Source organism: Pseudomonas sp. AC169 (genome assembly GCF_979258515.1).
Window position 1 is genome coordinate 2,465,435 of record NZ_OZ409866.1, and the last position, 15,394, is coordinate 2,480,828.

The window sequence follows — 15,394 nt, forward strand, 5'->3', positions numbered from 1 at the left end:
CGGGCATTATGCCGAATGTGCATAGGGCAGTGCTGAACAGCATTGGCCCAAAAATTCCTACAAGCCTAGCATTCGCAGCGTTCCGGCACAGACCGGGTCCATATCGAGATGATTTCTATCATGTCCTCCGCTGCATCTTTCCGCACAGAAAACGACCTGCTTGGCGCCCTCGAAGTACCGGCTCAAGCGTATTACGGCATCCAGACCCTGCGAGCGGTGAACAACTTCCGTCTCTCCGGCGTTCCGATTTCGCATTACCCAAAACTCGTTGTCGGTCTGGCAATGGTCAAACAGGCCGCTGCTGACGCCAACCGCGAGTTGGGTCACCTGAGCGAAGCCAAGCACGCTGCCATCAGCGAAGCCTGTGCCCGATTGATCCGCGGTGATTACCACGAAGAGTTCGTGGTCGACATGATTCAAGGTGGCGCCGGTACTTCCACCAACATGAACGCCAACGAAGTGATCGCCAACATTGCGCTCGAAGCAATGGGTCACCAGAAAGGCGAGTACCAGTTCCTGCACCCGAACGACGACGTCAACATGGCGCAGTCGACCAACGACGCCTACCCGACCGCGATTCGTCTGGGCCTGCTGCTGGGTCACGACACCCTGCTGGCCAGCCTCGACAGCCTGATTCAGGCGTTCGCGGCCAAGGGCAAAGAGTTCGATCATGTCCTGAAAATGGGCCGCACCCAGCTGCAAGACGCCGTGCCGATGACCCTCGGCCAGGAATTCCGTGCTTTCGCCACCACCATGGGCGAAGACCTGGCCCGTCTGAAGACGCTGGCCCCGGAACTGCTGACTGAAGTGAACCTGGGCGGCACCGCGATCGGTACCGGCATCAACGCCGACCCGCGTTATCAAGCGCTGGCTGTTCAGCGTCTGGCCCTGATCAGCGGTCAACCGCTGGTTCCAGCCGCCGACCTGATCGAAGCGACTTCCGACATGGGCGCCTTCGTACTGTTCTCCGGCATGCTCAAGCGCACTGCGGTCAAGCTGTCGAAGATCTGCAACGACCTGCGCCTGCTGTCCAGCGGCCCACGCACCGGCATCAACGAAATCAACCTGCCAGCGCGTCAGCCAGGCAGCTCGATCATGCCCGGCAAGGTCAACCCGGTGATCCCGGAAGCCGTTAACCAGGTGGCATTCCAGGTGATCGGTAACGACCTGGCGCTGACCATGGCAGCCGAAGGCGGCCAACTGCAGCTGAACGTGATGGAGCCACTGATCGCTTTCAAGATCTTCGACTCGATCCGCCTGCTGCAACGCGCCATGGACATGCTGCGCGAGCACTGCATCGTCGGCATCACCGCCAACGAAACGCGCTGCCGTGAACTGGTCGAGCACTCGATCGGTCTGGTGACCGCACTGAACCCGTACATCGGCTACAAAAACGCCACCCGCATCGCCGGTCTCGCCCTCGAAAGCGGCCGCGGCGTGCTGGAACTGGTGCGCGAAGAAGGTCTGCTCGACGAAGCCATGCTCGCCGACATCCTGCGCCCGGAAAACATGATTGCTCCGCGTCTGGTTCCGCTGAAAGCCTGAACCGACACGTTACTTGTAGCACCGCTCACCAGGTCGAGGGACTAGACACCTCTCACCTTTTGAGGGCTTGGGGATCTAGTCCCCAAGCCCTTTTTTTTAACTTTCTGACCCTGAGACCCGTATGTCTGGGAACTGAGCAATGTGGGAGCGAGCCTGCTCGCGAAGACGGCGGCATATTCAAAAACGATGTGTCTGCGATATCGCTTTCGCGAGCAGGCTCGCTCCCACACAGAGCAGTCCCTGCACAAACCCGACGCCGGTAACGTCGGGTGTTTCAAAGCCTCGTTTCGTCGCTTGCACCACTACCGTGCAGACGGGCGCGTCACTGATCGGTATAGTGCCGCCCCTCTTCGCATGAGCGGTCGTCGGTAACGAGGCCACAACCCATGTGAAACCCGAACTAATAACAAACCCGCGAAATGGACCGGGACGAACCTTCGCCTCACCCGTCGTGCCGCGCGCACACCGGTGTAACACGATGTTTCTTCCATCCAGCATTTGCTTACACAATAAACAGCGAGGAAAAATCCATGCTCGAAGTCATTAACGACTTCCTCTCAGGGAAAGTACTGATCGTGCTCATTGTCGGGCTCGGTAGCTACTTCACGATTCGCTCGCGTTTCGTTCAATTGCGTCACTTCTTCCACATGTTCGCGGTGTTCCGCGATAGCCTCAAAGGCAGCGCCGGGCAACTCAGCTCGTTCCAGGCCTTGATGCTCAGCCTTGCCGGCCGTGTCGGTGCAGGCAACATCGCCGGTGTCGGCATCGCCGTGACCCTGGGTGGTCCGGGTGCGGTGTTCTGGATGTGGGTGACCGCACTGGTCGGCATGTCCAGCAGCTTCTTCGAGTGCACCCTGGCCCAAGTCTACAAGCGCGCCGATGGCGACGGCTTGTACCGTGGCGGCCCGGCTTACTACATCCAGCACGGCCTCAAGCTCAAAGGCATGGCGGTGGTGTTCTCCGTCCTGCTGCTGGTCACCTACGGCTTCGCCTTCATTGGCCTGCAGTCCTACACCGTGACCCACTCGCTGCAGAACGCCTTTGAATTCAACCCACAACACACCGGTATCGTCTTGGCCGTACTGCTGGCGATCACCTTCATCGGCGGCATCAAGCGCATCGCCTCGGTGTCCGACCTGCTGGTTCCGATCAAGACCCTGGCCTATATCGGCGTGACCCTGTACGTGATCGGCACCCAGATCGAACACGTGCCCGCCATGCTGGAAACCATCTTCAAGAGCGCTTTCGGTCTTGACCCGGCCTTTGGTGGCCTGCTCGGCAGCGCCATCGTCATGGGCGTGAAGCGTGGCGTGTTTGCCAACGAAGCGGGTCTGGGCAGTGCGCCGAACGTCGCCGCCGTGGCCGCCGTGAAGCACCCGGGCGCGCAGGGCGTGGTTCAGGCCTTCAGCGTGTTCCTCGACACTTTCGTGATCTGCACCTGCACCGCATTGCTGATCCTGCTGTCGGGCTTCTATACCCCGGGCTTCGAAGGTGACGGCATCGTCCTGACCCAGAACTCGCTGGCCGCCGTGGTCGGTGACTGGGGTCGCATGTTCGTCAGCGTCGCGCTGTCGCTGTTCGTCTTCACCTGCATCCTCTACAACTACTACCTGGGCGAAAACAGCCTGCAGTTCCTCACTCGCAACCGCGCCGCGCTGATGATTTTCCGCGGCCTGGTGCTGGCGCTGGTGGTCTGGGGTTCGATGCAGGATCTGTCGACGGTGTTCGCCTTCGCCGACATCACCATGACCTGCCTGGCGTTCGTCAACCTGGTGGCCTTGGCCATGCTGTTCAAGGTCGGCATGCGCGTAATGCGCGACTACGACGGGCAGCGCCGCGCCGGCGTCAAACAGCCAGTGTTCGACTCCAGCAAATTTGCTGATCTGGACCTCGACCTGAAGGCCTGGCCGACCAACCCGCCAGCAGCTGCGGGCAAGACTGAAGCCGAGCCGCAAGGCATGCCTGCAGCGCAACGCTGACAGGTGAATGACGGGCGCATCCCCTGCGCCCGTCGGTTACAGTTCGGAAAACTGTGGGAGCGAGCCTGCTCGCGAAGGCTATCTGTCAGTTGATACATAGGCTGACTGACACACCGCTTTCGCGAGCAGGCTCGCTCCCACAGGAACTCATCGTTTCGGAGAATCCTATGAACCCTTCGACTTATCCCGCCGCTCAAAACGTCATGGTGCTCTACACCGGTGGCACCATCGGCATGCAGGCCAGCGCCAACGGCCTGGCCCCGGCGTCCGGTTTCGAAGCGCGGATGCGCGACTACCTGCACAGCCAGCCTGAACTCGTCGTGCCGCAGTGGCGCTTCCGTGAAATGTCGCCGCTGATCGACAGCGCCAACATGACCCCGGCCTATTGGCAGCAACTGCGTGAAGCGGTGGTCGATGCCGTGGACGTGCAAGGTTGCGACAGCGTGCTGATCCTGCACGGCACCGACACCCTGGCCTACAGCGCGGCAGCCATGAGCTTCCAGCTGCTCGGCCTGCATGCGCGCGTGTGCTTCACCGGCTCGATGCTGCCGGCGGGCGTCACCGACAGCGATGCCTGGGAAAACCTCAGCGGCGCACTGGTCGCCCTCGGCCAAGGCCTGGCGCCGGGCGTGCACTTGTACTTCCACGGTGAACTGCTGGCGCCGACCCGTTGCGCGAAAGTGCGCAGCTTCGGCCGTCATCCGTTCAAACGTCTGGAGCGTCAGGGCGGCGGCGTGAAAGCCTCTTCGATTCCAGCGTCGCTGAACTACAACCAAACGAAGCAATTGGCCAAGGTTGCCGTGTTGCCACTGTTCCCCGGCATCAGCGCCGAAGTGCTCGACGGCCTGCTCGACAGCGGCATTCAAGGTCTGGTGCTGGAGTGCTACGGCAGCGGCACCGGGCCGAGTGACAATCCTGAGTTTCTCGCAAGCCTCGGCCGTGCGCGCGATAACGGCGTGGTGGTGGTTGCTGTAACGCAGTGCCATGAAGGTGGCGTCGAGCTGGATGTTTACGAGGCTGGCAGTCGATTGCGTGGGGTGGGCGTGTTGTCCGGTGGCGGCATGACCCGTGAGGCGGCGTTTGGCAAGTTGCATGGGCTGCTCGGTGCAGGACTGGAAACCGCTGAAGTGCGTCGGCTGATCGAACTGGATTTGTGTGGTGAGTTGCTCTGAGCATGGCTCTGGAATGGCCCTCACCCTAGCCCTCTCCCGGAGGGAGAGGGGACTGACCTTAGTGTCTCGCGCTATACGCCGACCTGAAAAAAGCAGTCGATTATGGATTCGCCAGCGTTTTTTCAGGTCGGCGTATCTGGCCAATCTCCCCCGATCAGCCCCCTCTCCCTTCGGGAGAGGGCTGGGGTGAGGGGTTGCTGCGGCATGCAACTTGCTGCGTTCCAGCCATCTCAAGGCTGGAAGATCCCATGCTCCACTCCCACCTCACCACCCTCAACGCCGTCTCGCTGATCCTCAACACGTTCAAGGCCGAAGGCCTGTCGAGCGAGGCGCTGCTGGTCGGCAGCGGCATCAGTGCAGCGGATCTCAGTCGTGCCGACACGCGCATCACCACCAATCAGGAGATGCAGGTGTGCGCCAACGCGGTCGCGCTCAAGCATGACATCGGTCTGGAACTGGGCCGGCGCATGCACGTTTCCTGCTACGGCATCCTCGGTTACGCCTTGCTGACCTGTGCCACCTTCGGTGACGCTTTGCGTCTGGCGATCCGTTATCCGGCGCTGTTGGGAACACTTTTCGAACTGAGTCTGGAAGACGATGGCGAGCGCGTCTGGTTCGTTGCCGCCGATTACCGCGAGAGCCCGGCGATGGCGGTGTTCAATGCCGAGTTCTGCCTGGTGTCGCTGAAAGTCATTTGCGATGACTTGCTCGGGCGTCCGCTGCCCTTGCTCGCCACGCGGTTCGAGCACGCCGCGCCGGACTATCGCGATAGCTATGCCGAACACTTCAACAGTGCGCTGCACTTCGCTGCCAAGGACAACGCCTTTGCCTTCGACCGACGCTGGCTGGATCAGCCGCTGCCACTGGCCGACGCGATCACGCATCAAGCCATGGCCGAACGTTGCCGCAAACAGAATCTGGAGTTCACCGGGCGTCAGGCGTGGCTTGGGCGCATCCGCCAGTTGCTCAGCGCCCAGCTGAACGCGGCACCGGGGCTGGAGGGTTTGGCCCAGCAGATGAAATGCTCGCCACGTACCTTGCGCCGGCATCTCAAGGATATGGGCAGCAGCTATCAGGAACTGCTCGATGAGCTGCGCTTCGAGCGGGCCAAGCAGATGTTGTGTGAGGATCAGTTGCCGATCTACCGCATCGCTGAAACCCTCGGCTTCAGCGAGACCGCCAGTTTCCGCCACGCCTTTGTGCGCTGGAGCGGCGTGGCGCCGAGTCAGTTTCGACCGCATTGATTGCTGACCTGTGGGAGTGAGCCTGCTCGCGAAAGCGCCAGATCAATCACATCTGTATTGCCTGACACGCCCTCTTCGCGAGCAGGCTCGCTCCCACAGGAGATTGATCACTTGATTCCCGGCACTATCGATAAGGGGCGAATTTCGGTCAGGATTTTTGGCCATATCGGTCTCCTTTTGGCCTTTCCTGCCGTTTTCCGATTCGCCGCGCGCCGCAACACTGTGGGCAACCGATTCAGCCCTGCGGAGAACAACAAATGCTGACGATCTACTCGGATGATCACCACCTGCACCATGGCCGCTGCGAACTCATCGATGGCCAGCTCAAGCCGTGCTTCGAGATGCCGTCCCGCGCCGATCACGTGCTGCAACGTGTTAAAAACCAAAACCTCGGCCCGGTCGAAGCGCCGAAGGATTTCGGTCTGGACCCGATCGCCCGCATCCACAGCCGCGACTATCTCGACTTCTTCAAAGGTGCGTGGGCGCGCTGGACTGAATTCAATACCGACGGTGATCTGCTGCCCTACACCTGGCCGGCGCGCACCTTGCGTGCAATCAAACCGACCAGCCTGCACGGCCAGCTCGGTTATTACAGCTTCGACGGCGGCGCACCGATCACCGCCGGCACCTGGCAAGCGGCGTACAGCGCGGCGCAAGTTGCCCTGACCGCACAAGCGCAAATCCAGCGTGGCGCGCGTGCTGCCTTCGCCTTGTGCCGGCCACCGGGACACCACGCCGCCAGCGATTTGATGGGCGGTTATTGCTACCTCAACAACGCGGCCATCGCCGCGCAGGCGTTCCTCGATCAGGGCCACAAGAAGGTCGCGATCCTCGACGTCGACTATCACCACGGCAATGGCACGCAGTCGATTTTCTATGAGCGCAGCGACGTGCTGTTCACCTCGATCCACGGCCATCCGGAAGCAGAATTCCCGTTCTTCCTCGGCTACGATGATGAGCGTGGCGAAGGGACTGGGGAAGGCTTCAACTTCAACTATCCACTGCCCGCCGGCTCCAGCTGGGACGTGTGGAGTGCGGCGCTGGATCAGGCCTGCGACGAGATCGATCGCTACGGCGCCGACGTCATTGTCGTGTCACTCGGCGTCGACACCTTCAAGGATGATCCAATCTCGCAGTTCAAACTCGACAGCCCGGATTATCTGGCGATGGGCAAACGAATTGCCGCCCTTGGCAAACCGACGCTTTTCGTCATGGAGGGTGGCTACGCCGTGGAAGAAATCGGCATCAACGCGGTGAACGTGCTGGAAGGATTCGAACAATAACCAGACACAAGCCGCACCTGTAAAAACCGACCCGCGCCTGCGGGTCTTTTTTTGCCTGCAATACGTATCTACCGCCCGCGCTCCACAACCCGCCTCTACCTTGCCCGCAACCGCCGCCCTTTCGGCGCGCCCATCAGAGCAGGAGTTGCCCATGCCCGAAATCCCCTCCCCCAGTGCCGTCGATATCGTGACTCAACTGGTGACCGGCCCTTCGCTGCGAGAAGTCGCCTCGAAAACTTTGCGCCCGAAACTCAAGACGCTTTACCCGGACCTCGATCTCGACCCGCAGTTGGCCATGGTCGTGAGACCCACCTGGGTCATTGAAGATGATCGCGTTGTCCCTGGCCGTCACCTGATCGAATCGCTGACCGACACGTTAGTACGCCTGGGCCTCTCCGGTACCACTGTGGCGTATATCGAAGGCGAACATTATCTGACCTTGCAGCCGGACCTGCCCTCAGCCATCCAGCTACCGGTGAAAATCAGCGCGATCGGCAAGTTGCTCAATGAGCTGGCGCCGTTACTGTTCATCGCCTACAAGGAACACCAGGTCAATTACTGGGACGATTTCACCTACCCGGGACAACCGCGCTGGCAGCAAATGTCGCAGGCTCTGCACAACCTATGGAAGGTCGACGCGAATACTGGCTGGGATGCCGACCAGCGCGCCATGGTCGAGGCAGTCTACAAGCATCCGGACAAAACCCGGCGGCTGCCCGCCGACACCTACAAGACCCGCGCCTGCCTGATCGATCTGGACCGTGGCGAAGGTGATGACCAGACCCACGTGACCCTGCTCGATACGGCAGTGCTGATCGGCACCGCCGGCGAGCGCACCGTGATCATGACTCACTCAGTGATTCAGGGTTTCGAGAACTTCGAGTCGCTGGAAAAACTCGGTGCAGCCCTGCCGAGCCGTTACTGGAAAGGCACCCCCGGTGCCGGACTGAAATGGCGCCTGGTCGAACCGCAGGGCAATTTCTTCGACTATCAGGCCTGCACACTGATCGCTCTGGAAGCCGAGGCGCTGGGTGCGATCAATTTTTTTCAGGGCGCGAACGCCAGCAGGCATTACCCGCACACCGGGACTATTGGCAATCCTCGAGAACCGACACCGCGCCTCAAACCCCATATCGATCGTCTGCGTCCGATGCTGCCAGCCTGGCTCGACAGCGCGTCCCCGGCCGACCAAACCCGTTACAGCCGACACCTGCTGGACTTGACCGTGGTGCAGCATACAAACAAGGGAAAATCCTTCCAGAGCGAAGTCATCAGCCTGCAAGCCTTCACCCGTGATGCCTTGAAAAAACAGGTGTTCAAGGATCATCCGCACGCCGGCGAGATGAACATCGATGACATCGAAATCAGCATCACCAGCCTGGTGGTCTGGGGCACGTTCGTCTTGCCGGGCAATACCCAGACCCAGACGCTGTCGCTCATGGAGCTTGCCCTGCAAAACCTCGCGGGGCAGCCAATGGGCAATAAAACCGTACGTCACAAGGACGGCAGCGTGTTGCCTGAGTGGTTGACCGTGAGCTACCTGGAACAACTGGTGAGCAGTGTCGACATCGGCAAGAGCTACCCGGCGCACCTGCAAAACCTGCTGGTCGACGACAGCGAGAAAGCGGCGGCGCTGCAAGGGCTATACACCAGCCAATTGCCTGTCGAACTGCCGCTGCTGGCATTGCAACACAAGATACAAGGCAAGGCCGGCATCACCGAGCAGGGTTACCGCTATGTCGTTGCCGCATTGGCCGACACCGGCGATGAACGTCATGTCGATCGCGAAGAAATCGTCATTCGCCCGCTGGCGTTCAAGGCCCATCGCAGCCGTTCACAGGCGGATACCGTCAACAACATGTTCGTCATCGGCCCGCGTGCAGTGGATAAAGGACCGTGCGTGCTTTACCGGCCGCTGTTCGAAATGGCGCTGATGCAGTTTCCCTCCCATGCCAATCTGCTGTACGAGATCCAGCACTCGCAACCTCTGCGCGAGTCAGTGCTGGCCTGGTTGCCGGACGATGTGCGCTTCAATTACAGCCAGTTCGTCTTCACCGCCCGACTGCCTTCGGTCTGGACGATCCCGCAATCGCTGGTGAACCCCTTCACCGCCCTCGATATGTCCGGCCCCGTGGCACTGGCTACAGCAACGATTGGATACGATGCATTGGCGACCCTGCACAAAAGCAACGTGCAGGCTGTCATTACCCAGGCCGACCGCCAGTCCGTTTCCGATGCCGAGGCACGCTGGGCCACGCTCAAACACGGCGGCTGGATGATATTCAACGCAGCATTGCCGTTCCTCGGGCGAAGCGCCGGCGCAGCCGCGTGGATCTGGCAAATCATGGACGACCTGCAAGAGGTCAGCGACGTCGCCAATGAGCAATCCGGCAAGATCGCCTGGGCCGCACTGGCCGACATTCTTCTGGCATTGGGCATGGTCCTCGCTCATCGCGCAGCGGTGGGTGACCAGCCAATCAGCGAATCGATCGCGCAGGAAGAACCCACTCCGACGGCCACACCCGACATCGCCGTCAGCAAACCGGTGCAGTTGGCGGACATCTCCAGCACCGCACTGCCCATCACCCATGGGAGGGTGGTCAACCCTTTTACGGCGCTGAAACGTTCGCCCGTCGCACTGGCCGCGCTGCTCGACAGTTTCCAGATCGCCAAACCGAGAGGGATCGGCACTGCCGCCAGTGAGGGCACGCACAGGCACCTGTATCCACGTCAGCAACAATGGTTCGCCTCCGTGGGCCAGCGCTGGTTCGAAGTCATCATCAATGACCACGCCGAGGTCCAGATCATCGACTCTCGTCAGAAACCGCCGCGTAACGGACCGCTGCTGTACCGCACCGCCAGCGGTGAATGGGTGATCGACCTTCGGTTGCGCCTGCGAGGTGGCGGACTCGACAGCGCTCATCTGGAGGTTGAAGAGGTGAACAAAGTGGACGCGATACAATTGACCGCTGACATCAGCGCTTTTGACGCCACGATGGAAGCCAAGAAGGTTCAACGTGACGCCGACCACGACGCCTTTGATAAGGCGCGCCCGGAAGCCCGAACCCAGGCACGCCAGCAGTATCTGGCTACGCTCGAATCGCAACGCAAGGCGTACGCTACGAGCGTCGAACAAATCAAGGCGCTGCATAAAGAACAACCGATTCCCAATTATCGGGAAGTGATGATTCAGCGACTGGAGATGCAGTTGTTTCTTGGCCAGGAATGGCTCCAGCTGTATTCCAAGGAGCTCCAGACCAACCTGAAGACAATGACCGCAATGCTTGCCGATGAAGCAGGTTTCACAACCCAGGCGTTTGTTCAGGTTTTCGAAGAAATGACCGATCAGACCCAAGCCATCATTGAAAAAATGGAGCTGGCCGAGACCCGCTTTGACGAATTGATGCCGTTTGGGAAAAAAGCTGTCGAGGTGGTTAAAACCTATCGCAAGGCATTGCCCAAATATGATCTGAACGATCTCAAACTTTTGCAGATAAGTCTCGGCCAGGAAATCTGCATCAAGGCCCGTGACTCCGCGACTGGCGCCAACGCCTATCAGACACTGGCCAATCTCATCGAAGACGCCGCGTTGAGTATCCAGAGCACCCTGAACCTGACCGCCGATGAAAGCCTGGACAATCTGCGCGCACGCGCGGACGTCCTGAGCAATGTTGCCGAGCGGTTTTCCTCCATCGATCAACGCTTTGGCGATCTGCTCATCGACTACCCCGAACAGATCAACACCGAGCGACTGGCGCATGTGCGTACCCGGGTGGTCGCGTTCAAAGCCCACACCGATAAAAAGCTGGTCGAGCTGCTGCGCTACAGAGACCTGCTGGAACCGGGACCCGGGCCTTCCAGAGCGAAATCTGCATCATCCTCGACGCGCCAGATCATCAAAACCAAATCCAGGGGCACGCTGGTCGGTGATCGGAAAAAGAGCCTTGAAGGTCAAGATTCCGACCTGGTTGAAGTGCGAACGACCCTGACGGGAGTCATTGCAACATTCAAGCAAGAGTCACCCGGAGTCTGGGTCGAGCAGCGTACCCGAAAACCCAGGCCGCCCAAGACCAGCACCAGCCTGAAGAGTGCTATCCGAGGAGGCCAGGCCCTGCTCGATGGTTTGGCCGTATTCCACCGGCGTATCGAGGCTCAGCTCAAACGCGGGCCACGGATTCCCGTCGAGATCGAGGAGCAATACCAAAGGCATGCTGCCACCTTGCGAGAGGCCAACGCGGATATCGACAGAGCATTGACCGCCAGCAATCTGACCGCCGACCTCAAAAAGCCAACCGAGGAACTCGGTCACAAGCTTGATGAGGCCGCTAACGCCCTTGACGAAAAAGGCACCAGCACCCGGGTCAGGATGGTCAAGCAACAGCCACCGACGGCGGCCGGGGTCCAGTGGTTGAAAGAACAGGGTGAAGTGAGGACCTCACAAACCGTGACTCGACGCCGGCTCAAAGGTCCAGATCTGGGCTTCCTCGACGAGTACGAAATACGCGACGTTCGCACCAACAAGGTCTTGTGCTACGCACATTTTCACTACGGCAGCGTGAAAGCCCCTGTCACGCCGTTTCCCCCCGGGCATATGAAAACCGTAGCTCAGCGACTTATGGGCGGGGCCTATGAGCCCCGGTTTCTCAGCAATCAGGCGCTGATCGAAATCCATCGAAGCGGTATTTCCGACAAGTCTGCTCGAGCGCTGTTTCTCACACCTGCCACGCCTGTCGCAACCGGATCAACGCCGCTTTGATCGCCGGCTCAGGGACTGCAGCAAAACCCAGCACCAGCCCGGCACGCTGCTCCAGAGGCGTGGTGGAGTCGGGCAGCCAATAGCTGCTCAAGCCGTTGACCTCAACATCGACGCGAGCAGCTTGCGCGATCAACTGCTGCTCGCGTTCGATGCTGTCAACGGCCACGGTCAGATGCAGCCCGGCGGAAACCGCGGGTAACTCGCCCACACCGGCAATGGTGGCCGGCCAACCTTCGAGCAAGGTATTGCGGCGGCTGAGCGCTGCACGGCGCATCCGCCGGATATGCCGCTGGAAGTGTCCCGCCGCCATGAACTCAGCCATCACTGCCTGGGTACTCACCTCGGAATGCCGGACATCCACCGCCCGGCGCTGCGAGAATGCATCGACCAGCGCCGGGGGCAGCACCAGATAACCGAGGCGCAATGCCGGGAACGCAACCTTGCCGAAGGTGCCGACGTACAGCACTCGCCCCTGTCGATCGAGCGCCGCCAACGGTGCCAGCGGCGCACCGGTGTAGCGGTATTCGCCATCGTAGTCATCCTCGACGATCCAGCCCTGGTTGCGCTCGGCCCAGGCAAGCAGTTCCAGGCGTCGCGCCAGGCTCATCACCACGCCGGTCGGATATTGATGAGAGGGCGTGACATAGGCCACGCGACAATCCCCGGCGGCCGACAGCGCCGAGCAATCCATGCCCTCTTCGTCCACAGCAATCCCGTGCAAACGAGCGCCCGCCACGGCGAACGCATGACCGGCCGCGCGGTAGCCCGGATTCTCGATCGCCACGCCATCGCCCGGCTCCACCAGCAACTGTGCACAAAGGCTAATGCCCTGTTGTGCGCCGCTGGTGATCACAATTTGCTCAGGTGAACACTGCATGCCGCGCGAACTGCGCAAATAGGCGGCGATCATTGCGCGCAAGCGCGCATCGCCGGACGGATCGCCGTAACACAGTTGCTCCAGATCCGGTTTTCGCCAGAAAGCCGCATTCAGCTTGGCCCACACCTCGAACGGGAACAGGTCAAACGCCGGAACACCGACCCGAAATGCTCGCGGCGGACCACTCGGTGGCCGGGCCAAATGGTTCTTTTCGATGCGCGAAAAACTATCGCTGTGGATAACTTTACTGGATGAAATCACAGGTAAATCCAGCCAATTTGTGGATAAGGCTGTGGGTAAGCCTGTTGAAAACCCTGTGGATACTTTTGTGGATAATTTTTTCGCCGGGGCCGCTACCGGCATCAATTGGGCGACGTAAGTTCCGTCCCCCACCCGCCCTTCAATAAAGCCTTCGGCATACAGTTGGTCGTAGGCGCGCACCACACTGTTACGGGAAATCCCCAGCGCCGTGGCCAGATCACGACTCGCCGGCAACCGCGTGCCGCTTGCCAGTCGCCCATCCAGTACCCGCAGGCGCAAAGCCTGATAGAGCTGGCGACTCAAACCCTGACGGCGATCAAGCTCGATACCTGCAGGGTTGAAGGGCATGGATAGCGTCGGCGAATCGGACATGACAATGGACCTATGAAATTGGTCGTCAATGGCTCTTACAACAGACCAATAGCCTGCCTACGATGCGGGCATTCGCCAAGGAAAATCTGTCCATGTACACGCCACGCGCCTTTGCCATCGAAGACCTGTCCCAACTGCACGAACTGATCCTTGCTACTCGCCTCGCCATTCTGGTGACCCACGGCGAAAGTGGCTTGCAGGCCAGCCATGTGCCGGTGCTGCTGCATTGCGAACAAGGTGCGTACGGCACGCTGTACGGGCACCTGGCCCGCGCCAACCCGCAGTGGAAAGACCTGCGCGACGGCGCCGAAGCCATGCTGATCTTCGCTGGCGCCGATGCCTACGTCAGTCCGGGCTTTTACCCGAGCAAGGCCGAGCACGGCAAAGTCGTGCCGACCTGGAACTACATCGCCGTGCACGCCTATGGTCACGCCGAAACCTTCAGCGATGGCGGTCGCCTGCTCGACATCGTCAGCACCCTTACCGACCGTCATGAGGCTGGCAGCGCCCAGCCGTGGTCAGTCGCCGACGCGCCTGCCGATTACATCGACGGCATGCTCAAAGCGATCGTCGGCTTTGCCATTCCCATCGACCGTCTCGAAGGCAAGCGCAAGCTCAGTCAGAACCGCAGCGCCGAAGACATTGCCGGCGTGCGCGAAGGCCTCGCTGCCAGCCCGGAAATCAATGATCAAACCCTCGCCCGATTGATGCGCTAAGGAAATCACCATGAGTCAGATCGACATTCGCCCGGTCAGCGCCGACGACCACGCCGCGTGGCTGCCGCTGTGGCAGGCCTACCTGCAGTTCTACAACACTGAATTGCCGGACGCGGTCACCGACAGCACCTGGCAGCGCTTTCTCGACCCGAGCGAACCAACCCACGCAGCATTGGCGTGGGCCGACGGCAAAGCGCTGGGCATGGTGCATTACATCTATCATCGCTCGAACTGGAGCATCGAAAACTCCTGCTACCTGCAAGATTTGCTGGTGGTGCCGGAAACCCGTGGCAGCGGCATCGGTCGTCTGCTGATCGAACACGTTTACGCCACGGCCAAAGCTGACGGTTGCTGCAAAGTGCATTGGCTGACCCACGAAACCAACGCCACCGCGATCCAGCTCTACGAGCGCATTGCCGAACGCCCGGGCTTCATCCAGTTTCGCAAAGCCATTTAAGGAGACGCGTACATGACCGCTTCACTCGCTGACTGGAAAGGCGTTCCCGCCCCCACCGCCACATTGCTCGAAGGACGCTTCATTCGCCTGGAACGACTCGATCCGGCGCGCCACGGAGACCAGCTGTTCGCTGCCCTCGAAGGCCCGGGCGCCGACCCGAAACTCTGGGATTACTTGCCCTACGGCCCCTTCCCGGAACGCAACGTTTTCGACGCTTGGCTGAACAACCACGCGGCCGCCAGCGACCCGTATTTCTTCAGTGTTATCGACCGCGCGACCAATCAGGTGCAAGGCATCCTCAGCCTGATGTCGATCGTCCCGGCCCAGGGCCGCATTGAAATCGGCCACGTCACCTTTGGCGCGCCAATGCAGCGCTCGCCGAGAAGTACCGAAGCGGTGTACCTGTTGGCCAAGCACTCCTTCGACCTCGGCTACCGCCGTCTCGAATGGAAATGCAACAACGGCAACGCCCGCTCCAAATACACTGCCGAACGTCTTGGTTTCAGCTTCGAAGGCGTGTTCCGTCAGCACATGGTGGTCAAGGGGCAGAACCGCGACACCGCGTGGTATTCGATTCTGGATGGCGAATGGCCGGCGATTGCGGCAGGTTTCGAGCAGTGGCTGTCGGATGAAAATCAGACGTCCGACGGGCAGGTGAAAGGTTTGGTCGAGTGCCGTAATTAAATCGTCAAAGCAAAAGATCGTCCGAACGCGGCCTGAGCCTTCGGCAGC

Annotated in this window: 10 protein-coding genes; 9 read left to right on the forward strand and 1 reads right to left on the reverse strand. The window is 60.4% G+C overall.

Annotated features, from left to right (window positions below):
* Positions 1–120: 120 nt before the first annotated feature.
* The 6 genes from aspA to ACZZ0G_RS11320 all read left to right on the forward strand — a co-directional run bounded on the left by aspA (position 121) and on the right by ACZZ0G_RS11320 (position 11,979).
* A complete protein-coding gene (gene aspA, locus ACZZ0G_RS11295; RefSeq protein WP_463556176.1) occupies positions 121–1,545 on the forward strand; it encodes an aspartate ammonia-lyase in 1,425 nt (474 codons plus the stop codon).
* A 530-nt stretch (positions 1,546–2,075) separates the two neighbouring features.
* Entirely contained in the window at positions 2,076–3,524 is a 1,449-nt protein-coding gene (locus tag ACZZ0G_RS11300) for an alanine/glycine:cation symporter family protein (protein WP_463556177.1), read from the forward strand.
* Between the two features lie 167 nt (positions 3,525–3,691).
* On the forward strand, positions 3,692–4,696 hold the full coding sequence (locus ACZZ0G_RS11305; protein ID WP_463556178.1) for an asparaginase: 1,005 nt from the start codon (positions 3,692–3,694) through the stop codon (positions 4,694–4,696).
* Between the two features lie 248 nt (positions 4,697–4,944).
* Positions 4,945–5,940: an AraC family transcriptional regulator gene (locus ACZZ0G_RS11310; RefSeq protein ID WP_463556179.1), complete on the forward strand. Its 996-nt coding sequence runs from the start codon at positions 4,945–4,947 to the stop codon at positions 5,938–5,940.
* A 257-nt stretch (positions 5,941–6,197) separates the two neighbouring features.
* Positions 6,198–7,223: a histone deacetylase family protein gene (locus tag ACZZ0G_RS11315; RefSeq protein ID WP_463556180.1), complete on the forward strand. Its 1,026-nt coding sequence runs from the start codon at positions 6,198–6,200 to the stop codon at positions 7,221–7,223.
* A gap of 151 nt (positions 7,224–7,374) precedes the next feature.
* A complete protein-coding gene (locus tag ACZZ0G_RS11320) occupies positions 7,375–11,979 on the forward strand; it encodes a dermonecrotic toxin domain-containing protein (RefSeq protein WP_463556181.1) in 4,605 nt (1,534 codons plus the stop codon).
* On the opposite strand, the gene pdxR is transcribed toward ACZZ0G_RS11320, so the two are convergent.
* Positions 11,936–13,489, reverse strand: a complete 1,554-nt coding sequence (gene pdxR / locus ACZZ0G_RS11325; RefSeq protein WP_463556182.1) for a MocR-like pyridoxine biosynthesis transcription factor PdxR — start codon at positions 13,487–13,489, stop codon at positions 11,936–11,938. The genes ACZZ0G_RS11320 and pdxR overlap by 44 nt on opposite strands.
* 92 nt (positions 13,490–13,581) lie before the next feature.
* Here pdxR and ACZZ0G_RS11330 point away from each other — a divergent pair, with 92 nt between their 5' ends.
* The 3 genes from ACZZ0G_RS11330 to ACZZ0G_RS11340 are packed head-to-tail and all read left to right on the forward strand — an operon-like array spanning position 13,582 to position 15,346.
* Positions 13,582–14,205, forward strand: coding sequence for an FMN-binding negative transcriptional regulator (locus ACZZ0G_RS11330; RefSeq protein ID WP_463556183.1), 624 nt, complete (start codon positions 13,582–13,584; stop codon positions 14,203–14,205).
* A 10-nt stretch (positions 14,206–14,215) separates the two neighbouring features.
* Positions 14,216–14,662 carry an N-acetyltransferase family protein gene (locus tag ACZZ0G_RS11335; RefSeq protein WP_463556184.1) on the forward strand — a complete coding sequence of 149 codons (447 nt, stop codon included), beginning with the start codon at positions 14,216–14,218 and terminating at the stop codon, positions 14,660–14,662.
* A 12-nt stretch (positions 14,663–14,674) separates the two neighbouring features.
* Entirely contained in the window at positions 14,675–15,346 is a 672-nt protein-coding gene (locus ACZZ0G_RS11340) for a GNAT family N-acetyltransferase (protein WP_463556185.1), read from the forward strand.
* The last annotated feature ends 48 nt before the right edge of the window (positions 15,347–15,394 follow it).